Source organism: Gottschalkiaceae bacterium SANA (assembly GCA_036323355.1).
In the GTDB taxonomy this organism is placed as follows: Bacteria; Bacillota; Clostridia; order Tissierellales; family GPF-1; genus GPF-1.
This window is the reverse complement of record AP028876.1, coordinates 751,863-776,868: the sequence shown is the minus strand read 5'-3', so window position 1 is coordinate 776,868 and position 25,006 is coordinate 751,863. Positions and strand designations below refer to the sequence as shown.

Sequence of the window (25,006 nt, the reverse complement as noted above, 5' to 3'; positions counted from 1 at the left end):
TAAAGAAAAAAATTAAGTACCAGCCGGCACTTAATTAAATATGGCGCTTATTTGTTTCCACTCTTCTTTCTCGCTCATATCTTCCATACCTTGTTTCACCAATTCCAGATTGTATCGAAATTCGCCTTCCACACTCTTTAACATCTGCTTAACAAATTCAACACGCCACTCAAAGGAACCACTACGCATTAAAAAGACCAAAAATCGACCAAAATCTGTCTCAACAACGCCAGGACGACAATCCTCGAAGTCCAATCCATATATCTGTCCCCGTCGCATCACAAAATTGCTTGGATGGACATCATGCATCACTAGGTCTTGATGTTCCATACAGGATGCGATGGTGTGAAAATCATAAAACCAATTGATTAACCGATAAATCAAAGACTCATTGTCATGTGCATCATAGTGGTCAACTTGAGCCTCTTCCATTTGAAGTAAAATTTCTTCTACCGTAGGTCCATCAATCCACTCACGGAGAATCCCCTTGTCATCAACATCCAAAAGCTTTGGAACACGCAAAGCATGTTTTCTCAAGCTTTTTAAGAGCATGGCTTCCCGTTCTTTTGCTTCTGGTGAAGAAAACTCCTTATAAGCGCATGATGTTTTTTCATCATTTTCAATTTTTGCATAAAACACGCGATTTTGATGGCTTCCAACGCGTGTTATTTCTTTTTCCAGTATCCACTTCATGTCATCACCTAACTTTTCTTTAATAGTCAAGATTATAACAGATTTCCTATCGTTTGTGAATACGATTTCCTCCAGATTCCTTACATTTTATCAATCCAGGCCTGAATACCCAACAAAATTGCTATATGTGCGGGATAAAAAGCATATCCTGTCCATTTGGGCAATTGAATCCGCCAATGGAATTCATGCCAGATCACCGGCAAAGCCAGCACACATGCCAATTGAATCATCACAACCCATTCAAATGATCCCAATGACAAAACGCTGAGTGTTCCATACAGGGCTGTCAGTCCAAATATATAGAAGAAACTTTTTTGTTTTTCCTCTCCAAAGCGATAAAAAATAAAAATGATAAGAAGTCCATATCCTGCATAATCCATCCGTAAAAATTCAGCAATCAAAATGGCAGCCAACATGCCTAGCGGCTCCTGCTTTTCATATGCCTTCAAAAAGAAAATACCCACTAAAAAAGTGAATAATACATTTAAATGACCCGCAAAGATTTGAAAAGGAATCTGGGTAATCAGTGCAAATACACCCAAACGCATGGCATATTTTTTCCAGTCACGGGTTCGCTGGAAACCCATCGCCAACAAATACGCAAAAATTGGAAATGCCAATCGCCCGAATATCCGCAAGGCATAATAAAGAATCGCTGGATTTTCGGAAAAAAATTGAACACCCACATGATCCGCTACCATACTGATCATCCCAATGATTTTCAGCATATCATTTCGTTTCTTCATCCGACAACGATCCCCCCCTGACTTCTCTACTCTTAAAAATGCCAGCCTGCTCAAATCCAGCTGGATCTCCCGTACAGGATACGATTCGTTCTCCATTCCTTTTCTCTAACCACAAATCTACTTTTCCAGCAATTGTTTCTTTTAATATTCGATTCATGCTTCCGTTTTGCGGTGCCCTCAATTCCCCTCCGCCCGACCGGATGATCCGTATCGACAGGCGATATTTGCGATCCTCAAGAGTTAAATGAATCGCCTTGCTATCTTCTTCCCAATGTACAATTTTCGCACCCGTATAGGTCGTAAACCGATACAATTTTTCTGGTGTCTGCAAATAGGCGATAAAGCCTTCAAAGGAAGAATTTCGCCACGGAATGTCTGCAAGAGACAACATAAAACTGGTTCCTGTTTGTTTAAACTGATTGGATTGAACCCAAATCCACGCAGAAGGAAAGCTTGCACCCCAGTCCTTTTCAACATAGAGCCTGCCACCTGTAAAATCAATTGACTGACCTTGAATTTGAATCTCACCATCCAATTCCGCATCCATCATAACAACAGCATGATAACACTCCATCTTCGGCACATAACGATACCAGCCCATGATCCCGGGCGATATTAGAGTCACCGGATAAGTCCTCGCATTTTTAATTTGCACCTGGCCCCGGATCCGTCTGGGCGAATCGACACTGAGATGAATGTTTTTGAGGGAAAAGATGTTTTTACCCGCTCGTACTTCAAAGGGACGGTCCGTAAAGGCCATCTCCTCCATGGGGTAAGACAGCCACATGCCCCTTTCCCATCCTTGCATCAAAATCTGAAGAAAGCCCTCCTCCTTTTCGCCTCTTTGGAAGCCAGGTATCAAGGCAAGAGAGTGAAGATGATCCGCACTGACCAAACGGTAGTACCAGCCTTCAAAACCTGCTTGGCCGCCAGCTAGTTGCCTCCAAACAGGATGATAGATCTTTTCAATTGGTCGAATCATCACAATCCCCTTCTTTCTTATCGCATGGTGTCTAGTATCACCCGCAATCCATTTTCACAGAAAATTTTATCAATGCTTGACGAGGATACCCCCGCCTTTCTCAATCCATGTCTCAATCGGTCCATTTGGCCCACATGAGCCAAATCCATTTTTCCACCAATTCCATCAAAGTCCGTTCCGATTGCAGCAACCTCAACTCCACCCTGATCAATGATATGTATTAGATGTTGCACCAAGGCATCAACCGTTTCATGGTTTTCTTCATTTAAAAAGAAGGGACAAAAGTTCAGTCCAATGACGCCGCCCTGATTTGCTATGGCTCGGATCATGGGATCAGTCAAATTTCTTGTCACATCCTTAATGGCACGGGCATTGGAATGGGAAGCAATAAAGGGTTTCTTGGATATTTCAACAACATCCCAAAAACCACCGTCAGAAAGATGTGAAACATCGACAATCATGCCCAAGTCATTCATTCGCTCTACAACCTCTTTCCCAAAAGATTTTAAGCCTTTTCCCATAAGAATGGGGTCCTTAGCATTAGGATACCCCAAAGAGTTTTCATAATTCCAAGTCAAGGTAATCAAACGCACCCCTTCTTGATATAAAGTTTCAAGCCGGTCCATCTTTCCTTCTAATATGGCACCCTCTTCAATGGTTAAAATCCCAGCCAAGCGGTTTTCTTTCTCCAGTTTAAGAATTCCCTCCAAATTATGAGCAATACCAATTTGATCCTTATAAAGCTTTACTTGGTCTTTAAACAATTGAATGCCCCTTAATGCATAGGCAAAAGGATCTACCTGTACCGCTTCATCTTCCCAATCAACAAAAACCGCAAAAAATTGCGCCAAGGCGCCGATTTGTTGCAACCGCTCCAAGTCAATATGACCGTCATTTTTCATCAAGTCCCCAGTTACCGACCCGTTCATCAATCGTAAAATCGTATCACAATGAAAATCCACCAATCGCATGCATGTTCCCCCTTTAATTCCACACCGATATCATCGTCATCACACCGGATAACAAGACAATACCATAAGTCAACCGTTTAAACTTCATCTCGTCGATTCGTTTAAAAATCAAGTTTCCTACCACCAATCCCAGAGCTGCTGCTCCAAACCCACGAATGGATTGGAAAAACATAGCTTGATTAAACAAGCCAGCCTGCACATAGTTCGGAATGGCAAAAACACCGATCAAGAAAAAATAAGTCAAAATATTCGCCCGATAGGTCTGCTTGTCCAAATCGTAATTGCTAAGAAGGATCACAATGGGCGGGCCACCAATGGCTGCCGCGCCCTTTAATAGCCCGCTTAAAAAACCTCCAACCACCGTATGAAGCATCTTTCCACCACGGCGTACCCGATAGCCCTTGGCCAATAAAACTGCCGCAACAACCAAAATAATTCCGACAATCCCTTTTAACAAGACATCATCAAAGGCAACCAAAATCCAAGTGCCCAAAGGCACCCCAATCATGCCAGAAATCAACAAAAGGCTCACCATCTTCAAATCTGGTTTCTTTCGAATTTGAAACAATTGTGCTGTACCCAAAAACAAACCAACCAAAGTCAAAAGTGGCACCGCGGTTTTTAAGGGCATAAACAAGCCCAGCAAGGGAAGGGCAATCAAAACAAAACCAAAATTAGCCGCCCCTTGGACTGCACCCGCTAGAAATAAAAATACGTATATCATTTTATGCCTTCACATTCTGCGGTGTGCCGTCGATCCAAGCCCTTGCATTATCAAAGGTAATCTGCGCTCGACGCTCAATTGATTCCTTGGTCGCAAAGGCAACGTGAGGTGCCAGCCATACATTCTTGGCTTGGTGCAAGGGTTCTTCTGCTGGTAAGGGCGGTTCCATATCAAATACATCAATCCCTGCTCCACGAATCAATCCCGCATTTAAGGCATCCGCCAAGGCTTGATTATCCACAATAGGACCTCTCGCTACATTGATAAACAGCGCTTCTGGCTTCATATAAGCGATCAAATCGCCATTGATCATGCCCTTTGTCGCGCCCGTCAATGGTGTATGGACAGAAACAATATCACTTTCCTTCATGACCTCGATCAGGCTTTTATAGGTAAGTCCCAGCGCTTTTGCCTCTTCCCGCTCGCTGCGGGAGTAGCCAATTAAATTACATCGAAAGGCTTTAAACAATTCTGCTGTTCTTAACCCAATTGATCCCGTTCCAATAATGCCAACGGTTTTTCCTGCCAGTTCATTGCCAACCAATCCATCCCGTGTTTTTCCTTCTCGAGCCGCCGCATCAACTTGGCGTCCATTCCGTAAAAGAGTCAGGCTCATACCCAATGCCAATTCCGCCACGGCATCGTCGCAATATCCGGCTGCATTGCTAATCACAATTCCCCGTTCCCTGCAAGAATCCAAGGCGATATGATCAACCCCGACAAAAGCTACTGAAATCATCTTTAAGTTTACCGCCGCATCAATCACCGCGGCTGGTAATGGGTGGTTCGCGATCATCAATAAGTCCGCATCTTTGGCACGCGCAATCATTTCTTCGTCACTAACTGCAACCGAATCATAGGAAACAAATTCATGACCATGACCACAAAAAACCTCCGCCATTTGATTCACTTTTTCAACAGCCACACCCAATGGTTCCATTAACACTATTTTCATCCCATCATTCCTCCTTCACATATAGCTTTATTTTATCATAAAAAGAAAGACCGACTCTCGTCGATCTAAAACTTTTCCGCGTATTTTCTTTGAATAACAAACAAGAGACCCACACAGGCCATCGCCGATATGCTAGCAATCCAACTGATCCCCGAAAATCCAATAGTTTCATACACCCAAGGTGCAATCAGATACATCAATACATTCGAGATTGAAACCGTCAAATAGATGATTGTCATAAAGGTTGCCCGACGCTCCGCCATCACTTCCGATGCCAAAGCCTGAAAAGCCGGCCATCCCCCGTCATATCCAAATGCAAAGAAAAAAAGAAGAATCGCGATCAGCGCTACTGGAACCTTTGTTACAAAAAAAATCGAAACTGCCATGATGCTAAAACTGATTTGGCCAAAGCGTGCTTTTCCCCATCGATCCGACCGCCACATAGCCAACAAAACGCCGGCCGCTGTTCCGAGTCCCGCAATCAAATAAATCCACCCGGTGGCACTTTGGGAAATCGATAGTTGGTGCAAGTAAATACTCAAATAGCCATAGACAAAAACAGCTGGAATCGCCAAAACAAATTGAAGTAACATAAAGAGCTTTGCCGCGGGCACTTTCGGAATCATTTTAATTTCTTGCCAATTAAGCCGGCCTGCAGATTCATGGTGATCCGGCTTCGGCAACCGCAAAGATAAAATCAAAGCAAAAAGAACCCCAGCCATATACTGCAGATATAAACCCTTAATGCCAACGAGTACCACCATATAAGATGCATATACCGGCGCCAGAAGGATCCCAATAGCGAAAGCAAATCGAACAAAACCTAACGCTCGTCCCCGCTTTTCATAAGGGACCAAATCTCCCATATAGCCGACAAGCAAACCCGACAAGCTAAAAAAACCTGCTCCAATAATGGCTCGACCCAAAAGAAAATGAAGCGCCGATTGAGAAAAGGCAGTCACCCCCATTCCCAGTGCCAAAACACCTAGACTGCTCGTTATCGTCTTTCGTGTTCCAATTCGATCCGCCAAAATCCCGAAGACTGGTGCCAACAAACCAAATATAGCAAATCCAATGTTAATCAAAATAATCCTTGATGCATCAATCCCGAATAATTCAGCCAAATATGGTGCAATGGGATAAACGCTCCCTAATTCCATTGTCATAATAAATTGAATAAAAAATACCGTTATATATGCTAATCTCATAAATTTCCTCCCAAATAGCTTTCTCAGTATATCGGAAGGCGTTTTACCTGTCTAGGACATATGACCCTAAAAAAATAGATCAAAATCATTTCGAGCAAGGCAATATTTATCGTTGAATCATCGTATATTTTCCAATTTCATGGAATCCAATGCGATTGTAAATCCTTCCGGCATTGGGATTGTCATAGAACAAATATAGACGCTTTCCAAGAACGACATAGTCCTTAGCCAACTTGGTCACACAGGCCGATGCATAGCCATGCTTGCGATATGCCGGATCCGTACAGACTGCCACCACCATGGCAGACTGTGAATTTTCAGCCGTGGTTGCTGCTCCCGCGACTACCTTGCCGTCGATCTTACAAATCACTTCACGTCCCGATTTCGTTTCCATCTTATGGCGCATCAACTTCGCCCCGTCTTTTGATTGACTAAACTCTTGAATGGTACCACGTAAAGTGAGAATTCCTTCAATATCATCAAAATCTGCTTCTACAACGGATTCCGGAATTGGATAGGCCCTTTCCAGTTCCTTGCATTCCGCAAAATACATTTCCTTACTTTCTCCTTCTTCAACATAGGGCATCACTTGTCGAATAGCTTCCGCCCAACCGTTGATATTGGTCCACTCTGAATTTTCCTGAATCTTAGCAGCCACTCGCTCCGCGTCATATGCGCCCGGTGCATAAATAACATAATTGGTATAGTACCTGAGCAATACAGCTTGGAGAGCACCATGATCGTCGCGATCCCCCCAAATCGTCTGAAATGATGAATCATAACCAAAGTTTTCAATATCACCTATAATAAACAAGGCAAATCCCGGTGCTTGCCCTAAGAAGTCTTCAACCTCTTTTGCATGAATTTGATGCAATTGCTCCAACATGTTTTCTCCCCCTTTAATTTCCGTAATTTTACAAAAAAAGACTTGAGAAATCAAGCCTTTTTTTGTAAAATTTCTTTATTTACTTGTAGCTCTTGCCTATACTTCTGCGATTACTTCAATCTCTACCAATGCGTCTTTTGGCAAACGCGCCACTTCCACACAGCTTCTTGCAGGGAAATTTTCAGTAAAATATTGCTGATATACCCCATTCATCGCGCCAAAGTCATTCATATCTTTGATAAAAACCAAAGTTTTAATCACTTTCGACATATCCGTACCTGCTTCTGCTAGGATCGCTTTCACATTCTCCAAAGACAGTTTGGTTTGTTCTTCAATCGTTGCTGGCATCTCAGCGGCAGTTGTCATTCCCAATTGTCCTGATGTATACACCAAATTTCCGATTTGAACAGCTTGTGAATAAGGTCCAATTGCTCCCGGTGCATTGGTTGTTGCAATAATTTTTTTTGCCATGATTACTCCTCCTTGTTTGTTCGAACTTCTTCTATATAGTTATAAATTGAAAACTTAGATACCTTAATCTTGGCTGCCAATACACTCACAGCACCGCGAATCGAAAATACATTGCGTTTTTCCAACTCCGCTACCACTTTCAAGCGATCTTCCTTTTCCCAATAAGGCAAGGGCTTTTCGCTTTTAGCGATGGCACGATCAATCATGCTCTCCATAAAGGATTCTGCATCAGAGAGATGGGTTTCTTTTTTCTTCTCCTCGGTAACCGTCAATGCTTTCAATTTTGCCAAATATGCCAGATCATCGGTAATGTCTTGATTGATGCAAAGGGCTCCTACAACCTGCTCTCCATCTCGAATCAAAACCGTTGAGGACTTCAATATTCGTCCTTCTGGGGTTTCGCTCCGATAATTCAACATCATCTCGTCCCCCATTTCACCGGATTCCAAGGTCTCGGCAATTTCGACCAATAAATCGGTGGCTGGCGATCCCACTTTTCGACCGGTTACTTGACCATTAGCAATGGCGATTACAGTCGAAATTTCTTTTGTCATTTGATGCAAGACGACTTCACATTGTCTTCCCATAGCTGCACCCATGGCTTGAACCACAGGCAAATAACTCTGTAAAATTGGATGAATCGATTCCATACAATCCCTCCTCTGTATTTATTTATATCATACGTATTAAAATAAATCAATAAAGCTTAAAAAGTTTTAGTAAGTTGCTTGCAAGCTTTTCTACCGATATAATAAAAAGAAAAAGGAGGCCGCCATGAATCGATGCGACTGGTGTGGAACCGACCCTTTGTACGTTCACTACCATGATAAAGAATGGGGCGTACCCGTACATGATGATCAGATTCATTTTGAATTTCTCGTCTTGGAATCTGCGCAAGCAGGATTGAGTTGGATCACCATTTTAAAAAAGAGAGAAAACTATCGAATCGCTTACAAAAATTTTGATGCCAAGTCTGTTGCTGCTTTTAGCGAAGAAGATCAAGCGATCCTGCTGCAGAATGCCGGCATTGTACGAAATCGCCTCAAGATCAAAGCATCAATCAATAATGCCAAGCTCTTCCTTCAAATTCAAGAAGAGTTCGGCTCCTTCGATGCCTATCTCTGGAAATTTGTTGATGGAAAACCCATTGTCAATTCTTTCAAAACAATCGATGAGCTTCCAGCAAAAACACCCCTATCTGAAAAAATCAGCAAGGATTTAAAAAAGAGGGGCTTCAAATTTTTAGGACCAACCATTATGTACGCTCATCTGCAAGCTGTAGGCGTGGTCAACGATCATTTGCTTTCCTGCTTCCGCAGACAAGAGATTCTGGATCAACACGCATGATCAAACCTCTTTGATGCCTTGCATTTTTATCCAAAAAACTCTATACTCATAAATAATTAGAGCCACAAGGAGGATTTCCATGTATTATTTTACCAACGATTATAGCGAAGGCGCCCACGAAAGCATTCTACAAGCCTTAATCCAATCAAACCTGGAACAAGAACCCGGTTACGGACTGGATTCGCATACAGCAACCGCCATCCAAAAAATTCGAAAAGCCGTTGAAAATCAAGACGTTGATGTCCATCTGCTTCCGGGTGGCACCCAAGCCAACTTAACAGCCATTGCTTCCTTTTTACGCCCCCACGAGGCTTGTATCGCGGTTGAATCCGGACACATCGCCACCCATGAAACTGGCGCTATTGAAGCCACCGGACACAAGATTATTACCGTTCCTTGCGGAGACGGAAAAATCCGACCCGCACAGATCCAAGAAGTGGTTGATTGGCACAAGGATGAGCATTCCGTCCAACCGCGACTCGTTTATATCTCCAACTCTACCGAAGTGGGTACAATCTATAACCGAAATGAATTATTAGACATTCGCCAAGCCTGTGACCGCAACAATCTTCTTTTGTATATTGACGGTGCCCGCATTGGTGCCGCCATCGTTGTCAAAGAAGCAGAATTGAGCCTTGCGCTTCACTGCCAAGTAGCAGATGCCTTTACCATCGGCGCGACCAAAAACGGCGCCCTTTTGGGAGAAGCCATCATCATTCGCAATGAATCCCTGAAGGAAGACTTCCGCTATCTAATTAAACAACGCGGTGCGCTAATGGCAAAGGGCCGGATTTTGGGTATTCAATTTGAAGCTCTCTTTACGGATGATTTGTATTTCGATTTGGCACGCCACGCAAAAAAAATGGCTGACCGTCTCACCGATGGCTTGCGGAGCAAAGGACTGACATTTTTTGTTGATTCCCCAACGAATCAAGTCTTTCCGATTGTAACAAAGGAACAAATTCAAATTTTACAAAAGGACTTCGCCTTCTATGAGTGGGAGCCCGTTGGTGATCAAATCGCCATTCGGCTTGTTACCTCTTGGGCAACCCCACAAGAATCCGTTGATTCTTTCCTTGCAGCAATTGATTAGAATAACAAAAACCACTTGATTTGGGAAAATTCATTGTCCCAGATCAAGTGGTTTTCTTATCTCTTCCTTACTCTTCTCTCCCAAAGAAACAATCCCATAACAGCAAGGGTTGCGCCCAAAGTTAATAGCTGAATCCACGGCCAAATTTTCCAAGTGGTATGGGTTTCCAAATATTCACCCATGATCAGCGGCCCCACCCCATAACCAGTTCCTTGAATGATGTTAATGATGGAATTGAATCGTCCTCGATAATTTTCCGGGGTATGATTGGCCAAATACACACTGTAGTTGGTCACTTGCAAGACTTCCCCCGCCGTCCAAACTAGCATCATCAAAAAATACCAGGGCAAGGGTCCACGGATGCCCAACATAAATACCGCAAGCAAATAGAACAAATTCGATAAAGCCACATTGAAAATCGAAGAATTCTTTTTGGTCCAATGAACCAAAAATGGTGTGAAAACAATCACCGCCAATCCATTGACCGACATCAGCATGCCAAAATACGCCTTCCCACGCTCTGGACCAAACCAATCATTCACTTGCAGGGGAACGGTGAAATGCATCTGCACCACTACAAAAGAAATAACGGTCAATATCAAAGAGAATACCAGAAGCGTTGGTCGCCGAAAAAGGACCCGCAACAAAGAACCCTCTTCACGCTGTTCTGCGGTTCGTTCACTATCCATTTCCTCAGTTTCCGCCATCGGCATGGTCTCGGGCACGCCCCTAGCAATAAAGACCAAGGCGACCAAGGTTGTCGCCGCATCCCCAATAAATATCCACATCAAAAAACGATTAAATAGAAATCCCGCAATTAAAGGTCCCACTGCAAAGCCGATATTCATGCCCAAATAAAGAAAGGAAAAAGCCTGTTGTCGATTTTTTGGTGTTGTCAAATCTGCCGTAATCGCTCCATGAGCAGGTTGTGCCACACTATTGAAAAAACCGGATGCAATTAGAAACCAGGGAATCCAATTGGGGTTGGGGAAAACCACTACCGCCAAATAACAAAAAGCTGCCAGGGCTTGAAAAATCAGCAAAACCCGTTTCCTGCCCAATTGATCAACCAGCCTTCCGCCAATGATAGAACCGGGCACGTAAGCCGCCACAGAGTAGGTAACATAAAGCCCCGCTTGCGCCGTCGAATACCCCAAGGTCTCTGTCAAATAAATCGCCAAAAATGGGTGCACAAAGGCACCCATAGCACTGACCAAGCGAGCAAGAAAAATCCAATAGATTGGTTTCGGCAACCCCCTGTATTGTTTCAATGCATTCATTTCTTATTCCTCTCCTGCCAAATCCTTAATGACATCCAATAATTGCTTGTTCAACCTTTCGGTATTCAAATCATAATATACACGATTTTGTTCCACTCGGATCGTTACCAATCCCTGCTCAATAATCAAATTCATATGATAAGAAACCGTCGCCTTGGTCAAAGCCAATTCTTTGGCCAATTCTGTAGCATAACGCGGTTTCTTCCCTACCATGCGCAGAATCTCCAATCGACGTTCATCAGATAGCACTTTAAATAACTTCATTGTCTGCATTTTTATAAATTCTTTATCAAACCGCTGTAGATATCCAAAGCCATAGACCCCCATAATCTTGTTTTTATCAATGCTAACACTATGAGAGAGTTCTCCAATCCAGGTCACAGTGAATTCAATATCCTCACTTTGATCATAGTACTCTTCTTTCATCCAAAGAATCTCTTCCATAAATTCCTTGGGGTGATCTTCTAAAAATCGTTGATGGATCTCTAAAATCTTCTTCAACTTATTTTGCAACATCGCTTCTCTTTTTTTAAAATGCTTTTGATAAAAATTGCGATAAAGTTGAACAATTTGTCCCTTTGATTCTTCAGCATACTTTCGTAGCTCAATCACCATTTCTTCGTCACGGTTGGGAAAATCCCAACTGGGCTTAATTTGTTCTTCGATAATGGTCCGAAGCTCCTGATCCGTACACTCTGCCAAAATCACTTGCTGATCATTCAAGGTGAAATAATATTGCAGCCACGATTGAGCGTCCATAGCTTCAATCGCATCGATCATTTCAATGGGCGAATCATACCCATTCTCTAGGGACAAGATCAATGGAATAGACACGGTTCCCGTAAAGTTCAACACAAAATAATCAAGGTCTCTTTTTAAAAAAGGACTGATTTCCTTTCGTATTTCTTCAATGGTTTCTTTCACCTCAGAATCTTGTCGATAATGCTGGATAATTGGATGATTCTGAAAGAGATCCTTATTGCTGATGCGTGTCAGCAAGTATAAGTATTCAATTACAAGACTAGATTTCAGTTTCAATTTTTGCTTCATAAGTCACGCTTCCCCTTTCAAGTCGTATACCGGATCGATACAGATCGCCCACCAAAACGAGGGTCGCAAGGCCTGCATATACAAACAGTATATAACTTGGAAGCACATCCGACAAATACCCGTGAAGCAAATAGCCCAGCGGTGAAATCAGCATGGCAATCATATTTAAAAATCCCATGACACGCCCTCGATTCTCATCTTCCGTATTCTTTTGAATATACACCATCATTGGAATATTAACTGCCATGAGGCATGCCCCCATGGTGAAAGCAAGAATTCCATAATAGACAACCGGTGGAATCGTCTGTAGAATGCCAATGCCGGGAATCACAGCAAATCCCATGGCCAATGTCAAAAGTGGCAGCCAAATCATTTTTTTTGAATATCCCAACAGGGTAACATCCTCATCGGCTTGCTGACTCAATTTGATCGACCATATCAAAGCACCAATGGAGAACAAGGCCTCTGTAATGCCAAATTGTTGACTGGAAAGCTGCAGGTCTCGCACCAAAACCACTGGAATCATAATCCCAATCACCGAAAAGAAAAAGTTGATCCCAATGATATTTCGAATCATCGCCTTCATCATGGGATTCTTGGCCATATATGAATAGCCTTCTTTGATGGAAGCAAAATATCCATGATCTTCCTCACTTTTTGCTTCTGCCGGAGCAACGCGCCAGTAAAAATCAATAAACATTTCTGAAATTCCCGAACATACAAAAGAGATTCCATTGGCCAACAAGAAGAGTTGCGGTGAGATAATCGCATAAAGCATGGCCCCGAAAACCGGTCCTAAAATACTGGTTCCCTGTGTCGCCGCTTGAGAAAGCGATTGAATCTGGCCGATTTTTTCCTTTCGAACCAAATTTGGCATTGCCGCATCAAAAGTCACATTAAAAAAGATACTGACACTGCGCAAAAGAAAGGTAGAGAGATAAACAAGACCAACCTTAAGCCCCACGTTCATCGTTATTGTAAAAACGATCAGCATAATCACACCGCTTAAAAGATCCGCACCCACAACAATCTTTTTTCGATTTTTCCGATCGGCAAGGGATCCCGCAAGAGGAGAAAAGATCAATGCTGGGATTGTAGAAAGCAGGATGTTAATGGCAAAGCTCATCCCGGATCCTGTCATCCGTAATATGTAAAGTCCCATTGCAAATCCATACATTTGTGACCCTAAAAGCGAAACAAATTTACCTGATAAAAATAATACGACATTGCTTCTTTCTTTTCTTTGATCCTGGCTCATACTTTTCTCCCATCTAACTGGTTTTAGTTAGAAGTTTCTCTAACATATTCAGTATATCATCGAACTCATATATGTCAAGTGTTCTTCTAAATTTATTTTAGTTAGACAATGATCTAACTAAAAGATCATTTCTACCTCTTCCTCATGAAAAGCATTAATTGGCTTGGCCAGCTAAATTCATTACATTTCCCCATATAAAAAGACCTCTTACGAGGTCTTAACTTCTTTCTCTTGTGGAATCGAGGCATAATAATTTTGCTTCATTGAACTTCGATAAAACATAATCGCAACAAACAACATGGCCACTCCACCATAAATCATTAAAAGATAAGGCGCAACACGATCCGATAAAATTCCATGAATCAAAAGTCCCAATGGACTGATCACCCTTGAAATTGTCGCACAAAATCCCATCACACGTCCCCGATAGCGATCTTCGGTTCCCATTTGAATCATCACCATCATTGGAATATTAATCATCATTAATACGCCGCCAACAACAAAGCCCAAACCAATATAGATGGGGACCACGTGATTAACAAAAAACGGAAACGGATGCGGCAAAACTGGCAACGCATACAACAAAATCATACAGGCAATCAAGAGCATCTGACCCGTAAATCGACGAATTTGAAAAGCACCCATCCTTTTTGCACCAATCAAACTGAAAACCAGAGCCCCTACAAAAAAACTTCCCTGAACCATTCCGTAAGAATGATCACTAACACGCAAAGTTGCAACCAAAATCAACGGCATCAGTACATCCCATGCGGTAAAGAAGAAATTGTAGATCATGACGTGCTTATACAGGCTCAAAATTTCCTTCTTCTCTGAGAAGTACTCGTACCCCTCTTTTAGATCATTGAATACAGAAGAGAAGCTTAATGGTGCTTGATTGTCCTTTGCAGTCTCATCTCGATTAAATTCAAAGGAAATAAAGGTCTCACTCGCTGCAGACAATAAAAATGAAATCCCATTGATCAACATAAAGGTCTTGGGATCCACCCAAGAATAAACCAGACCGCCTAAAACCGGTCCCAAAATATCTGTAAAATTTCGAATGGAATGGCTGTAGGATTGCATAAATCCAAGATTCTTTCGTTCCACCAAATTTGGCAAAGAAGCCTCAAATGTAACATCAAAGAAAATATTCAACGCATTTAACAAGACGATCGCAATATAAATAATAGAAACGCTCAGTCCCTGGGTGTTGGCAAACCAAAGTGCAGCCAACATGGAAACACCGCTTAATGCATCCATCCAAACAACAATTTTTTTGCGATCAAATCGATCGGCAAAAGAACCTGCAATTGGTCCAAAAATCAAACTTGGCACCATGCTCAGCAGCAAGGAAAAAGCAAAACTCATCCCCGATCCCGTGATGCGTAGAATATACAGTCCCATTGCAAAAGTAAACATTTTTGTGCCTAGCAGGGAAACCAGCTTCCCTGAAAGATAGAAAAACATATTTCTTTTTTCTAATCTTCTCAACCATATCATCTCCGATTTATAATATGTTTAAAAAACAACCCGATCTCTCGATCAATTTCTTTTTTATATAATTCTTTTAAACGGTAACATTAAAATTATAAGGGATATATTACTTAATTGCAATAGTTTTCACTAATTTGGAATTATTTTAAGCTATTTAGAAATAACTTTGTAATAAAAAGAAAGAGTGATAAAATCACTCTTTCTTTTTATTACTCTTTCTATAGGCCTGTGGCGTTTCTCCTCGTTGTTTCCGAAATACCCGGCTAAAATAATGCTGACTTCCATATCCACAATTCTCAGCAACCTCATACATTTTTTGTTCTGTACTCATCAAAAGCAAACAAGCTTTTTCAATTCGAAGGGACGTAATATATTCCCCAAAACTCATGCCAAATTCCTTTTGCATGCTTCGAGTTAAAGAAGATGCGCTCACATGCAATGAAGCTGCTATTCCATTGAGGGTCGTTTCAGAATCCGTAAAACTGCCCTCCAACAAGGCCCGTGCTTGCTGCGCAAGATTCAGCTCGTCACTTATTTCCTCCACACCTTCAATTGTGCTTTTTGCCAGTCTTTCTCCCGCATCCCGCAAGACCATAAATAGTTCTTCGCGGTCAACCGGCTTGAGTAAATAATCCAACACACCCAAACGAATCCCCTGCTGCGCATAATCAAATTGATCATAGCCCGACAAAATCACAACCAGGGTATTTGGCAGAATCGAACGAAGTTTTTCAATCATCTCTAAACCATTCATTTCCGGCATATTAATATCAACAAGCGCAATTTGCGGTTTCTCTTGGCTGGCAATTCGTAAGGCTCGCTTTCCATTTTCTGCTAATCCAACAATCTCCCAATTTGGAAACCACTTACCAATCAATCCAGCCAATCCATTTCGAATCGTTGACTCGTCGTCAGCAATTAATATTTTCATGCTTTTCCTCCCCGCTTTGGAATTCGAAGTTCAATTCGTGTCCCTCCATTTCCCGAAAGGATCCGTGTAATACCATAGGCTCTTCCATAAACTAGCTGCAGCCTTCGTTGCACATTCATCATACCAACCCCTAAAGATTCGCCGTCTCCTTCTACACTCTTTCGCAATTTTCTAAGTGCCGCTGGATCCATACCAATCCCGGTATCACAAATTGCTATCTCTAGCCGCATCGATTCCTCACGAATCTCGATTCGAATTAAGCCGCCCTCCGCTTTAGGCTTAATGCCATGATAAATCGCATTTTCCACTAGCGGTTGTAAAATCAATTTTGGAATCTCCCAATTCATATCAGCACGGCAATCAATCTCAAAGTGCAACCGTTCCTCATAACGGATTTTTTGAATAAATAGGTAGTTTCGAATTTGCTGAACTTCATTTTCAAGGCTTGTCCATTCTTTCCCTTGATTCAAAGAATAACGAAAAAATTTCGACAAGGCCTGAATCATATCGGCTGCCTCATCAGCGCCGTACTCCAATGCCTTCCACTGAATCGTATCCAAGGTGTTATAGAGAAAATGGGGGTGAATTTGTGCTTGCAATGCTGTCATTTCAGCCCGTTGTTTTTCTTTTTCCTTCTTTTTCACCTGTATGACCAGGCTTTGAATTTGTTCCAGCAACCAGTTAAACCGTTCTCCCAGCTGGCCAATTTCATCTTTACGCTTCTCTTCAAATCGGACAAAAAGATCCCCAGAACCAGCTTGTTCCATTAAAATCATCAAGCGATTCATAGGGCGAAAAATTCCACTGATAATCATACCTACCAAAAGAGCTGCAATCAATAAAATCCCACCGCCAAGACCCATTAGCGATGTAATTAGTTTCTGCGTTGGCGCGGCCATGGCTTCCTCAGAAATCACAATGCCCATCTGCCAACCCGGCACACTCTTCAACGGGGCCAAAAACAAACGACCTTCCTGGCCATCCTGGCCTTGGACTCGAACTCCCTGTTGATTCCCAACCACGAAGGATCCTAATGTTTGAAAGGCTTCCAAGTCGGTTACCTCATAACCAGCTTGGGTCGGTGTGAAAATATGACCGCTACCATCTACCAGCCAGCCTTGCCCATCCTCCACAACAACCTCGCTGGCTAATTCCGAGAGCTTTGACAATCGGATTGCTGCATTTACATGCCCCAAGGTTTCGTCATTTTCACCAAATATTCGATGATGAATAATGACAATCGGCTCTTCATTTGATTTTGAAATAATCGGATCACTGATCACAAAATCGGCTCCAGTTTCTTGAATGCGTTGAAAATATTCCCGATCGCCAATATCAATCATCGTATCATCAGAAATCCACATCATGCCTGCTTCATCGCAAATGCCAAAGGATTCAAAGGCTTCATCATGTTGTGCATCAAAGGCACGCATATAGGGTTTGATTCTAGACATATCCATAGACCGAAGCAATTCGCTCTCTGTCAGTACCTGAACCTCTGCTATTCTCTGTTCCATCCATCCGCTGATCTGCGCGGATTTTGCTTCAATGATTTGTTCCGTCAAACTTCTTGTCATTTCCATATTTTGTCTATTCACTTCCTGCCGCGTCACTGCCAGAAAGCTCGTCAAGGTGACGCCCAAGGCAATCACCACAATCCATACAATTCGATTCCGAAAAGAGCCCATATCCGCCTCCTAGTTTTCTTCCTCTGCTATTATACAGGAATTTCATCAAAAAAAAAGGCTGCGCATTTGCGCAACCCTTTTCTTTCTACCTTGCCACCTCTTGACCAGCGATTCGGCCAAATACCGTCAGGTCTGTAATTGCATTTCCACCCAATCGATTTTTACCATGAATGCCACCGGTCACTTCTCCAGCTGCATATAAGCCTTCAACAGCTTGTCCTTCAGCAGTCATAACCTGAGCTTGTGTATTAATCACAATTCCACCCATGGTATGATGAACAGAAGGTGCTACTTTTTGAATGTAGAATGGCGCTTCTTCAATTGCAAATTTTAAACCGCGGCGATTCCAAACAGAATCTTCTCCACTTGTCTTTATGTCCTCGTTGTATTGATCCAACACCGCTTGCATAACTGAAAGGTTTAGACCAAAATGATTGGCCAATTCTTCCACGCTATCCGCTTTGTATAATTCGCCATTTTTTACTAGCTCATCATACTCCTTTTGGAAATTTTCCATATGACTTGCTTCTGTCACTTGATTGTCCCACACTAGATAGCCTACGCTGTCTGTTTGCGCCAAAATCCCTTTTGAAATCACATCACGTCGATCCAACTCACCAACAAAACGATCGCCTTCCTTGTTAAACAGCAAGGCACCATCAAAACGAGTATCTGCAACATATGAAAGAATTCCAGTGGTTGTACTACAAGCCGGGTAGGTTTGGATGAACTCCATATCAACCAAATCAGCACCAACAGCTTCCGCCATGGCAATGCCATCTCCAGTAGTTCCTTCTTGATCCGTTGTATTATAACGCTCATCATACTCCGCATTATAGGCCATGCGCATTTCTACATTAGATCCAAATCCACCGGTTGCCAACACGACACCATTCTCAGCAAGGAAGGTCAATGTTTGATCACCCTTTGTTGCTTCCACACCAATCACTCGACCGCTCTCATCTGTCAAAAGCCTTGTCGCTCGCGTATTCATATGGAAAGGAATTCCCAATTCATCCGCCTTCACTTTCAGCTTGCTAATCATTTCATAGCCCGATCCACCTTCCGGGAAGATCGCACGCGGTACAGAATGACCGCCAAACTGCATCAAATAATCCGACTGATAGTTGACCTTAATTTCATCGCGCAACCATTCAGCACCCGCCAAAGCATTTTCCGCTAATACGGCAACCAATTCAGGATTTGCTTGATTGTCTCCGCCTTTTAGTGTATCAGCTGTATATTGCTCAACCGAATCCTCAACACCCTTGTTTTCCTGAACCCAGCTGCCCGGCACATTTAATTCTCCACCAGACACTAAGGTGTTACCACCAACAAAACTCATTTTTTCCAAAACGACAACATCTGTTCCCGCTTCTTTTGCCGTAATCGCTGCCGTCATGCCGGCACCGCCAGCACCCACAACAACGACATCAACACGATACTCCAATGGCGTTTGATCTTCTTCCGCTGCTGCTACAGCAACCAAATCCGCTACTGTCACACCTGCTGCGCCCAAAGCGCTCTCAATGGCTTCTAATAGACCATTTGTCGAATAAGAGGCACCACTCACTTCGTCGATCGTCAAGTTATTCTTCGCCAAGACTTGATTAATGACTTCTTGCATTGGAGCTTCTGAAAGACCTTCAGTTTCATGACTTTCTGTAATCTCAATTCCAGTAATTACATTTTTCTCCAGAGTCAGGTTAACACGAATTACACCGTCTTTTCCTTGACCTGTTCCTTCAAATATACCACTTACACCAACTGCATCTGTTGTTAGTTCCGTTGTCTTTGCTTCTTCTGTCGCTGTCGATGCACTTGCACATCCCGCCAAAGAAACTACCATCAAAACAACAAGCATCATTGCTAGAAATCGTTTCATATTTTCTCCTCCGTTGTTATAGTTTTCACAATCACCATTGATTATAGCGCCCACAGACAAAAGAATCTTTAGACTGATTTTCCAAACTTTGCACTTTTTTGCAGGACGCTAAATGAAAAGGTAACTTCTACCATTTCTTTGAAGTGTGATAAATGCACAACTAAAGTCCCCCATCTAGAAGTTACCTTTACACTTTACAGGATGCCCATCCTTGAGATTTGACTAGAACGTATGTTCGTGTTATCCTAAAGGTGAAAAGAGAAGGTGAAACCATGATTATCTTTCATATTGATGTAAACTCCGCCTACCTCAGCTGGCAGGCAGTCTATGAACTTGAAAACGGCAGTTCCCGCGATCTGCGCACCCTTCCCGCCATTATCGGCGGCGATCAGGCCAAACGCCACGGCATTGTATTGGCCAAATCCATTCCTGCAAAAAAACAAGGCATTATTACAGGAGAATCCCTGATGGAAGCTAGACTCAAATGTCCCGGTCTCTTGGTGATTCCACCCAATTATCACTTATTCGCCCAATGCAGCCAAGCCATGTACGAGCTGCTGTTGGACTATTCCCCCCAGGTGCAGCGTTATTCCGTGGATGAATGCTTTTTGGACTACACTGCATCACAGCGCCTCTTTGGAGACCCTGAAGAAACGGCTCACACCATCCGCAACCGCATCAAGGAGGAGCTGGGTTTCACCGTCAATATCGGCATTTCATCCAATAAATTATTGGCTAAAATGGGTGGTGAGCTGCAAAAGCCCGATCAAGTCCATACCCTTTTCCCCGCCGAGATCATGGAAAAAATGTGGCCTCTGCCTGTGGGGGATCTCTTTATGGTTGGCCGCGCCACAAGAAAAAAACTCAGACGCCTCAATATTCAAACCATCGGCCAATTGGCAAATAGCGAGCCCGCCTTTCTGCGACTTCACTTCAAGAGCTACGGCACCCTGCTTTGGCAATACGCCAACGGCATCGACGACAGCATGGTACGCGAATCTAATTTTCCAAAGCAAAAGGGAGTCGGAAACAGCACCACTATATCCTTCGATGTAACAGACCGAAAGGAAGCCCTTTTGGTCCTCTTATCCCTTACGGAAAAGGTCGCTCTTCGCATGCGAAAAAAGAAAGCATTCGGGCAGGTGGTGGCCATCTCTATCAAAAGTTTCCGCTTGGAGCGCATCAGCCATCAACGCCGGTTGGCCCACCCTTGTCAATCCACCCGCGCCCTCTATGAAGTCGTTGAATCTCTATTTGACGAGGCTTGGACCGGCATTCCCATTCGCCACCTTGGCCTTCGGATTTCTGACCTTACGGATCTGCCCTTTGAACAACTCTCTCTTTTTGATTCATACGATCGTCAAAAGGACGCTGTCCTTGATGCAACCATGGACAAACTCCGAAAACGCTACGGAGAAAAAATTCTAGTCCGCGGTTGTTTCCCCCACAGTGGAATCAAATCCATCCAGGGCGGTGTCGCCGAAAACGATGACTACCCAATTATGACCAGTCTCTTATAGAAAGGAGGAATCCATGCGTATTATTTCCAAACCCATCGAAATGATCGCTTGGTTCCCCACAAAGAACCAACCGCGACCGCTTCGTTTCCGAATCCAACAACCCGATGAATCCTATCAAGTTGTGCAAGTCCACCGTGTCCAAGAGGTGCGAAAGGAACGCCTCGCCGGCATCGACTCCTTTGTTTTTCGCTGCGAAAGCGAAATAGACAACCAACTGCAACTCTACGAACTCAAATACCTGATCCGCGAATGTCGTTGGCTACTCTATAAAATGTAAAAAGGATGCGTGCCCATCGGCATGCATCCTTCTTCTTTACTATTTTTTTATTTACTTGGCATAGCCAATTAAAACATTCCGGCATCTTTTCTTTATTCTGAAATCAATCCCGCATTCACCAAAAACTCATGAGCAACATCTTTAATTGGCGTCTTTTCCACATCAACATTATAGTTCAATTGTTGCATAGCAGCCTCGTCCATAATCTGATCCAACTTTTCCAATTCAGCTACCACTTCTGGATACGCCAGATAACTTTCCCCGTTCATAATTGGCGCCACATAATATGGTGGAAAGAAGTTTTTGGTGTCTTCCATGATTGTCAACTCATATTCAAGAATTTTTCCATCCGTTGAAAACGCATCAATAATATCCGTCTGCGCTGATTTTATCGACTCATAGCGAAGTCCGGGATCAATACCCACTTCTTCCTTAAATTTAAAATCTTTATAGTGCTTTTTCACACCCGGAAGTCCATCCTCCCGCGCTAAGAATTCAACCGTTGCAGCGAATCGTAATTGATCGGCAACCTCAATCATCTCTGGAACCGTTTTAATATTATACTGATCAGCAATTTCTTTTCGAACAGCGAATGTATAGGTATTGTTATATCCCAAATCCGGTAACCACTCGACATCAAATTGCTCTTTGTATTCCTTCACGACATAATCATATACCGCTTGTGGGTCTTTTAGTTCATTTTGAGCAAGAATCGCCCCATAGGCCGTCCCTGTATATTCTGGATAAACATCGACTTCACGTGCCTTTAAAGCCTCGAAAACAATGCTCGTACCACCAAATTCTATGAGTTCAGTCGCATAGTCCGTATTTGCTTCAATTAATTGCGCAAAAACTTCGCCTAAAATTCGAGCTTCCGTATAGTTTTTCGTTCCCACCTTGATCACTTTGGTATCCGCATCCGTTCCACCGGAACAAGCTGTCAAGACCAATACCACCGCTAAAAACAAGATCATCATCATTCTTTTTTTCATTTATTTTCCCCCTTAAGAGCCGTTGGTGTCAATTTTAATTCAACAAAATTCAATAGCGCATCCATAAGCAACGCCAATAAGGCCGTTGGAATTGCACCGCTAAGTACCATCATATTATCTGCCATTGAAATCCCCTGGAAAATAAAAGTACCAAGACCACCAGCACCAATCAAAGCCGCAATCGTCGCTGTACCAATATTAATAACAGTCGAAATCCGAATTCCTCCCATAATCATAGGTAGCGATAACGGCACTTCAATCATTTTCAAAATTTGCATTCTTGTCATGCCCATTCCACGGCCTGCCTCAATCACAGCTGGATCTACCGTTGTAATTCCGATATAAGTATTTTTGATAATTGGCATTAATGCATACAATAACAAAACAAATACCGAGGGCTTAAATCCAATTCCCATGATCGGGATAATCAAACCAAACAAAGCCAAACTTGGAATCGTCTGCATAATATTAGCGACGCCCAACACAAAACCAGCAATATTTTGTTTCTTTGAAATCCAAATTCCAATGGGAACCCCAATCAAAATAGCAAAAGCTACAGCGATTCCCGTAATTTTCATATGCTGAATTAACGCACCGAAAATTTTATCGGCATGCGCCACCATAAAACGAATCAAATCCATCAGTCCTCATCCCCCTCTTCGTCATATTCAGAAACGAGGTCTGCTAATACATCCAAAACACTGGACTGCGTTACAATACCGACCATCTTATTCTCATCATCGACAACCACCAAACGATTGGCTTCCGTTTCCTTCATTAAAGCCAACACATTGGGAAGATTCTCGGTTTCATGTACGGCCTGAATCTCTACCTTCACCAAGTCCTGCAAAGTTTTTTCTTCCGCCTTCTGGCTGCGCAATTGATTAATATGAATCCAGCCCAATGGTACCTGCTGCTGTTTTCCTTCTTTTTCCACAACAATCGCCCGTCTAATTCCCCGCGCTTTCATAATTTCAAAAGCCTGCAAGCCGCGACGACGCGCGCCGATCACTTCTACTTTTCGATTCATAATATCTTTTGCGTACATCATCTCTGGCAATTTCCACAAGCGATCTTTGCCCACAAAGTTTTCCACATAGTCGTTAACCGGATGTTTTAAAATTCGTTCCGGCGTATCAAATTGCAGAATCTTTCCATCTTTCATGACGGCAATTTTATCACCAATTTTTAAAGCCTCATCCATATCATGGGTAACGAACACAATGGTCTTGCCCAACTCATCCTGCAATTTCAGCAACTCTCGCTGCAATTGTTCCCGCGTCATGGGATCCAATGCAGAAAACGGCTCATCCATCAAAATTACATCTGGATTGGTCGCCAATGCTCGAGCAACGCCAATTCGCTGTTGCTGACCGCCGGACAATTCATGTGCGTAACGGTGATAATAGGATTTATCCAAATCCACCAAATCCAGCAATTCCAAAGCGCGCAATCGACGCTTATTCTTGTCCCAATTCAATAGCTTGGGTACCAGCTCAATATTCTCCCCAATCGTAATATGTGGGAGTAAACCAACCTTCTGAATCACATACCCAATCTTCCTTCGCAACTCTACCGGGCTATAATCCATAATGGATTTTCCATCGAACAAAATTTCTCCATCCGTCATAGGAATCAATCGGTTAATCATCTTCATACTGGTTGTCTTTCCACAACCACTCTCGCCAATTAGAACAATGATCTGTCCCTTTTCAATCGTCAAATTAAGTCGATCTACTACAATCGTCTTTTGATCATAGGTTTTCACGACATTTTTTAATTCAATCATTTGCACCTCCATTTTTCAATAACAACTTAATCTTATCATACAAGTTGTTTTTTTGTCAAAAACGATCAAAACACTGTTAATTAGCAAAATAAAAAAACAACCTATAAAATAGGTTGCTTCTGTTTTATATATTCAACTAATTTTTCTTCGGCTTCTCGGCTTCCTACGGCAAAAATTATATCTTCTTCGCAAAAATTATAATTCGGACCCGGCGACAAAATCATTTGCCCGCGAGTGCTGACTGCAGCAACCGTTACACCGGTTTTCTGCCAAATTCGAAGGTCGCTAATCGTTTGATCGATAAAATGAGAGCCCGGTAAAATTTCAATTTCGTGGGGCTGCACCACTTGAATTGATCGATAGCGCTCCGCATAATCGACCAACTTGGCGACCAATTCCTTCTGTCTAGCATCTAAATTTCGGCGCGTTTCATCCAGCTTACGCATTTCCTGCAACAACATGCGAATGGATTCCCTCTCTCGAAACTTTTCAACAAAGGCTAATGCATTCGCCTTGCTGTGGATCACAATCCCCCAACCTGAAGATACTTCAATCACTTTCATTTCTTCCAGAAGGCGCAGAGCCCGCCGGATTGTTTCTGTCGACACGCCATATTGGCTCGCCAAAGTGGAACGTCCTCGAATCTTCTCTTTTTCCTGATATTCTCCCGACACAATCTTACTCGCAATATCGGTTGCAATTGCAATATATCGTACTTTTAATGTTTTTGTCATCATCTCACCCTACTTTTTTATTACTTTAAGAA

General features: G+C 42.7%; 25 protein-coding genes. 4 read left to right on the top strand and 21 right to left on the bottom strand.

Annotation, left to right across the window (positions count from 1 at the left end):
• Positions 1 to 30: 30 nt before the first annotated feature.
• The 10 genes from AC25CA_RS03825 to AC25CA_RS03780 form a co-directional block, all read right to left on the bottom strand.
• On the bottom strand, positions 31 to 693 hold the full coding sequence (locus tag AC25CA_RS03825; RefSeq protein ID WP_486815721.1) for a BUD32 family EKC/KEOPS complex subunit: 663 nt from the start codon (positions 691 to 693) through the stop codon (positions 31 to 33).
• An 80-nt stretch (positions 694 to 773) separates the two neighbouring features.
• Positions 774 to 1,439: a TraX family protein gene (locus AC25CA_RS03820; protein WP_486815720.1), complete on the bottom strand. Its 666-nt coding sequence runs from the start codon at positions 1,437 to 1,439 to the stop codon at positions 774 to 776.
• Complete coding sequence (locus tag AC25CA_RS03815) at positions 1,423 to 2,421, bottom strand: tocopherol cyclase family protein (RefSeq protein WP_486815719.1); 999 nt, start codon at positions 2,419 to 2,421, stop codon at positions 1,423 to 1,425. The genes AC25CA_RS03820 and AC25CA_RS03815 overlap by 17 nt, the downstream gene beginning before the upstream one ends.
• Before the next feature lie 17 nt (positions 2,422 to 2,438).
• Positions 2,439 to 3,392 (bottom strand): dipeptidase, encoded by a 954-nt coding sequence (locus AC25CA_RS03810; RefSeq protein WP_486815718.1) that lies wholly within the window; start codon positions 3,390 to 3,392, stop codon positions 2,439 to 2,441.
• Between the two features lie 13 nt (positions 3,393 to 3,405).
• Entirely contained in the window at positions 3,406 to 4,116 is a 711-nt protein-coding gene (locus AC25CA_RS03805) for a sulfite exporter TauE/SafE family protein (protein ID WP_486815717.1), read from the bottom strand.
• Between the two features lies 1 nt (position 4,117).
• Positions 4,118 to 5,071, bottom strand: coding sequence for a 2-hydroxyacid dehydrogenase (locus AC25CA_RS03800; RefSeq protein WP_486815716.1), 954 nt, complete (start codon positions 5,069 to 5,071; stop codon positions 4,118 to 4,120).
• Positions 5,072 to 5,136: 65 nt separating this feature from the next.
• On the bottom strand, positions 5,137 to 6,279 hold the full coding sequence (locus AC25CA_RS03795; RefSeq protein WP_486815715.1) for an MFS transporter: 1,143 nt from the start codon (positions 6,277 to 6,279) through the stop codon (positions 5,137 to 5,139).
• A gap of 106 nt (positions 6,280 to 6,385) precedes the next feature.
• A complete protein-coding gene (locus tag AC25CA_RS03790; RefSeq protein ID WP_486815714.1) occupies positions 6,386 to 7,165 on the bottom strand; it encodes a GNAT family N-acetyltransferase in 780 nt (259 codons plus the stop codon).
• 96 nt (positions 7,166 to 7,261) lie between these two features.
• Entirely contained in the window at positions 7,262 to 7,636 is a 375-nt protein-coding gene (locus AC25CA_RS03785; protein ID WP_486815713.1) for a RidA family protein, read from the bottom strand.
• 2 nt (positions 7,637 to 7,638) lie between these two features.
• Positions 7,639 to 8,286: a helix-turn-helix transcriptional regulator gene (locus AC25CA_RS03780; RefSeq protein WP_486815712.1), complete on the bottom strand. Its 648-nt coding sequence runs from the start codon at positions 8,284 to 8,286 to the stop codon at positions 7,639 to 7,641.
• A gap of 124 nt (positions 8,287 to 8,410) precedes the next feature.
• Between AC25CA_RS03780 and AC25CA_RS03775 the strand changes: the two genes are divergently transcribed.
• Together AC25CA_RS03775 and AC25CA_RS03770 are read left to right on the top strand one after the other, a co-directional pair.
• The gene (locus AC25CA_RS03775; RefSeq protein WP_486815711.1) at positions 8,411 to 8,983 is read left to right on the top strand and encodes a DNA-3-methyladenine glycosylase I; all 573 of its coding nucleotides are present in this window, start codon (positions 8,411 to 8,413) and stop codon (positions 8,981 to 8,983) included.
• A gap of 79 nt (positions 8,984 to 9,062) precedes the next feature.
• Positions 9,063 to 10,076: a threonine aldolase family protein gene (locus AC25CA_RS03770; protein ID WP_486815710.1), complete on the top strand. Its 1,014-nt coding sequence runs from the start codon at positions 9,063 to 9,065 to the stop codon at positions 10,074 to 10,076.
• A gap of 56 nt (positions 10,077 to 10,132) precedes the next feature.
• Here the strand turns inward: AC25CA_RS03770 and AC25CA_RS03765 are convergent, their stop codons facing one another.
• The 7 genes from AC25CA_RS03765 to AC25CA_RS03735 all read right to left on the bottom strand — a co-directional run bounded on the left by AC25CA_RS03765 (position 10,133) and on the right by AC25CA_RS03735 (position 19,662).
• Complete coding sequence (locus AC25CA_RS03765; RefSeq protein ID WP_486815709.1) at positions 10,133 to 11,356, bottom strand: MDR family MFS transporter; 1,224 nt, start codon at positions 11,354 to 11,356, stop codon at positions 10,133 to 10,135.
• 3 nt (positions 11,357 to 11,359) lie between these two features.
• Positions 11,360 to 12,406 (bottom strand): ArsR/SmtB family transcription factor, encoded by a 1,047-nt coding sequence (locus AC25CA_RS03760; RefSeq protein WP_486815708.1) that lies wholly within the window; start codon positions 12,404 to 12,406, stop codon positions 11,360 to 11,362.
• Entirely contained in the window at positions 12,378 to 13,664 is a 1,287-nt protein-coding gene (locus tag AC25CA_RS03755; protein ID WP_486815707.1) for an MFS transporter, read from the bottom strand. The genes AC25CA_RS03760 and AC25CA_RS03755 overlap by 29 nt, the downstream gene beginning before the upstream one ends.
• Positions 13,665 to 13,871: 207 nt before the next feature.
• On the bottom strand, positions 13,872 to 15,155 hold the full coding sequence (locus AC25CA_RS03750; protein ID WP_486815706.1) for an MFS transporter: 1,284 nt from the start codon (positions 15,153 to 15,155) through the stop codon (positions 13,872 to 13,874).
• A 196-nt stretch (positions 15,156 to 15,351) separates the two neighbouring features.
• Positions 15,352 to 16,089: a response regulator transcription factor gene (locus tag AC25CA_RS03745; RefSeq protein ID WP_486815705.1), complete on the bottom strand. Its 738-nt coding sequence runs from the start codon at positions 16,087 to 16,089 to the stop codon at positions 15,352 to 15,354.
• Positions 16,086 to 17,777, bottom strand: a complete 1,692-nt coding sequence (locus AC25CA_RS03740) for a cache domain-containing sensor histidine kinase (RefSeq protein WP_486815704.1) — start codon at positions 17,775 to 17,777, stop codon at positions 16,086 to 16,088. The genes AC25CA_RS03745 and AC25CA_RS03740 overlap by 4 nt, the downstream gene beginning before the upstream one ends.
• A gap of 85 nt (positions 17,778 to 17,862) precedes the next feature.
• Positions 17,863 to 19,662, bottom strand: coding sequence for a flavocytochrome c (locus AC25CA_RS03735; RefSeq protein ID WP_486815703.1), 1,800 nt, complete (start codon positions 19,660 to 19,662; stop codon positions 17,863 to 17,865).
• A gap of 272 nt (positions 19,663 to 19,934) precedes the next feature.
• On the opposite strand from AC25CA_RS03735, the gene AC25CA_RS03730 reads away from it, so the two are divergent.
• Together AC25CA_RS03730 and AC25CA_RS03725 are read left to right on the top strand one after the other, a co-directional pair.
• A complete protein-coding gene (locus AC25CA_RS03730) occupies positions 19,935 to 21,182 on the top strand; it encodes a DNA polymerase Y family protein (RefSeq protein ID WP_486815702.1) in 1,248 nt (415 codons plus the stop codon).
• A 13-nt stretch (positions 21,183 to 21,195) separates the two neighbouring features.
• Positions 21,196 to 21,459 (top strand): hypothetical protein, encoded by a 264-nt coding sequence (locus AC25CA_RS03725; protein WP_486815701.1) that lies wholly within the window; start codon positions 21,196 to 21,198, stop codon positions 21,457 to 21,459.
• Between the two features lie 92 nt (positions 21,460 to 21,551).
• Here the strand turns inward: AC25CA_RS03725 and AC25CA_RS03720 are convergent, their stop codons facing one another.
• The 4 genes from AC25CA_RS03720 to AC25CA_RS03705 all read right to left on the bottom strand — a co-directional run bounded on the left by AC25CA_RS03720 (position 21,552) and on the right by AC25CA_RS03705 (position 24,977).
• A complete protein-coding gene (locus AC25CA_RS03720; RefSeq protein WP_486815700.1) occupies positions 21,552 to 22,451 on the bottom strand; it encodes an ABC transporter substrate-binding protein in 900 nt (299 codons plus the stop codon).
• Entirely contained in the window at positions 22,448 to 23,092 is a 645-nt protein-coding gene (locus AC25CA_RS03715) for an ABC transporter permease (RefSeq protein ID WP_486815699.1), read from the bottom strand. The genes AC25CA_RS03720 and AC25CA_RS03715 overlap by 4 nt, the downstream gene beginning before the upstream one ends.
• Positions 23,092 to 24,240 carry a betaine/proline/choline family ABC transporter ATP-binding protein gene (locus tag AC25CA_RS03710; RefSeq protein ID WP_486815698.1) on the bottom strand — a complete coding sequence of 383 codons (1,149 nt, stop codon included), beginning with the start codon at positions 24,238 to 24,240 and terminating at the stop codon, positions 23,092 to 23,094. Before AC25CA_RS03710 ends, AC25CA_RS03715 begins: the two co-directional genes overlap by 1 nt.
• A gap of 101 nt (positions 24,241 to 24,341) precedes the next feature.
• Complete coding sequence (locus AC25CA_RS03705; RefSeq protein ID WP_486815697.1) at positions 24,342 to 24,977, bottom strand: GntR family transcriptional regulator; 636 nt, start codon at positions 24,975 to 24,977, stop codon at positions 24,342 to 24,344.
• Between the last annotated feature and the right edge of the window lie 29 nt (positions 24,978 to 25,006).

Bases quoted from the DNA above. Each gene is read 5' to 3' on its own strand.
- AC25CA_RS03770 (WP_486815710.1), top strand. From the start codon at position 9,063: ATGTATTATTTTACCAACGATTATAGCGAAGGCGCCCACGAAAGCATT.
- AC25CA_RS03790 (WP_486815714.1), bottom strand. From the start codon at position 7,165: ATGTTGGAGCAATTGCATCAAATTCATGCAAAAGAGGTTGAAGACTTC.
- AC25CA_RS03780 (WP_486815712.1), bottom strand. From the start codon at position 8,286: ATGGAATCGATTCATCCAATTTTACAGAGTTATTTGCCTGTGGTTCAA.
- AC25CA_RS03810 (WP_486815718.1), bottom strand. From the start codon at position 3,392: ATGCGATTGGTGGATTTTCATTGTGATACGATTTTACGATTGATGAAC.
- AC25CA_RS03805 (WP_486815717.1), bottom strand. From the start codon at position 4,116: ATGATATACGTATTTTTATTTCTAGCGGGTGCAGTCCAAGGGGCGGCT.
- AC25CA_RS03725 (WP_486815701.1), top strand. From the start codon at position 21,196: ATGCGTATTATTTCCAAACCCATCGAAATGATCGCTTGGTTCCCCACA.
- AC25CA_RS03820 (WP_486815720.1), bottom strand. From the start codon at position 1,439: ATGAAGAAACGAAATGATATGCTGAAAATCATTGGGATGATCAGTATG.
- AC25CA_RS03745 (WP_486815705.1), bottom strand. From the start codon at position 16,089: ATGAAAATATTAATTGCTGACGACGAGTCAACGATTCGAAATGGATTG.
- AC25CA_RS03755 (WP_486815707.1), bottom strand. From the start codon at position 13,664: ATGAGCCAGGATCAAAGAAAAGAAAGAAGCAATGTCGTATTATTTTTA.
- AC25CA_RS03760 (WP_486815708.1), bottom strand. From the start codon at position 12,406: ATGAAGCAAAAATTGAAACTGAAATCTAGTCTTGTAATTGAATACTTA.
- AC25CA_RS03785 (WP_486815713.1), bottom strand. From the start codon at position 7,636: ATGGCAAAAAAAATTATTGCAACAACCAATGCACCGGGAGCAATTGGA.
- AC25CA_RS03715 (WP_486815699.1), bottom strand. From the start codon at position 23,092: ATGGATTTGATTCGTTTTATGGTGGCGCATGCCGATAAAATTTTCGGT.
- AC25CA_RS03800 (WP_486815716.1), bottom strand. From the start codon at position 5,071: ATGAAAATAGTGTTAATGGAACCATTGGGTGTGGCTGTTGAAAAAGTG.
- AC25CA_RS03740 (WP_486815704.1), bottom strand. From the start codon at position 17,777: ATGGGCTCTTTTCGGAATCGAATTGTATGGATTGTGGTGATTGCCTTG.
- AC25CA_RS03765 (WP_486815709.1), bottom strand. From the start codon at position 11,356: ATGAATGCATTGAAACAATACAGGGGGTTGCCGAAACCAATCTATTGG.
- AC25CA_RS03705 (WP_486815697.1), bottom strand. From the start codon at position 24,977: ATGATGACAAAAACATTAAAAGTACGATATATTGCAATTGCAACCGAT.
- AC25CA_RS03720 (WP_486815700.1), bottom strand. From the start codon at position 22,451: ATGAAAAAAAGAATGATGATGATCTTGTTTTTAGCGGTGGTATTGGTC.
- AC25CA_RS03735 (WP_486815703.1), bottom strand. From the start codon at position 19,662: ATGAAACGATTTCTAGCAATGATGCTTGTTGTTTTGATGGTAGTTTCT.
- AC25CA_RS03775 (WP_486815711.1), top strand. From the start codon at position 8,411: ATGAATCGATGCGACTGGTGTGGAACCGACCCTTTGTACGTTCACTAC.
- AC25CA_RS03730 (WP_486815702.1), top strand. From the start codon at position 19,935: ATGATTATCTTTCATATTGATGTAAACTCCGCCTACCTCAGCTGGCAG.
- AC25CA_RS03795 (WP_486815715.1), bottom strand. From the start codon at position 6,279: ATGAGATTAGCATATATAACGGTATTTTTTATTCAATTTATTATGACA.
- AC25CA_RS03825 (WP_486815721.1), bottom strand. From the start codon at position 693: ATGAAGTGGATACTGGAAAAAGAAATAACACGCGTTGGAAGCCATCAA.
- AC25CA_RS03710 (WP_486815698.1), bottom strand. From the start codon at position 24,240: ATGATTGAATTAAAAAATGTCGTGAAAACCTATGATCAAAAGACGATT.
- AC25CA_RS03815 (WP_486815719.1), bottom strand. From the start codon at position 2,421: ATGATTCGACCAATTGAAAAGATCTATCATCCTGTTTGGAGGCAACTA.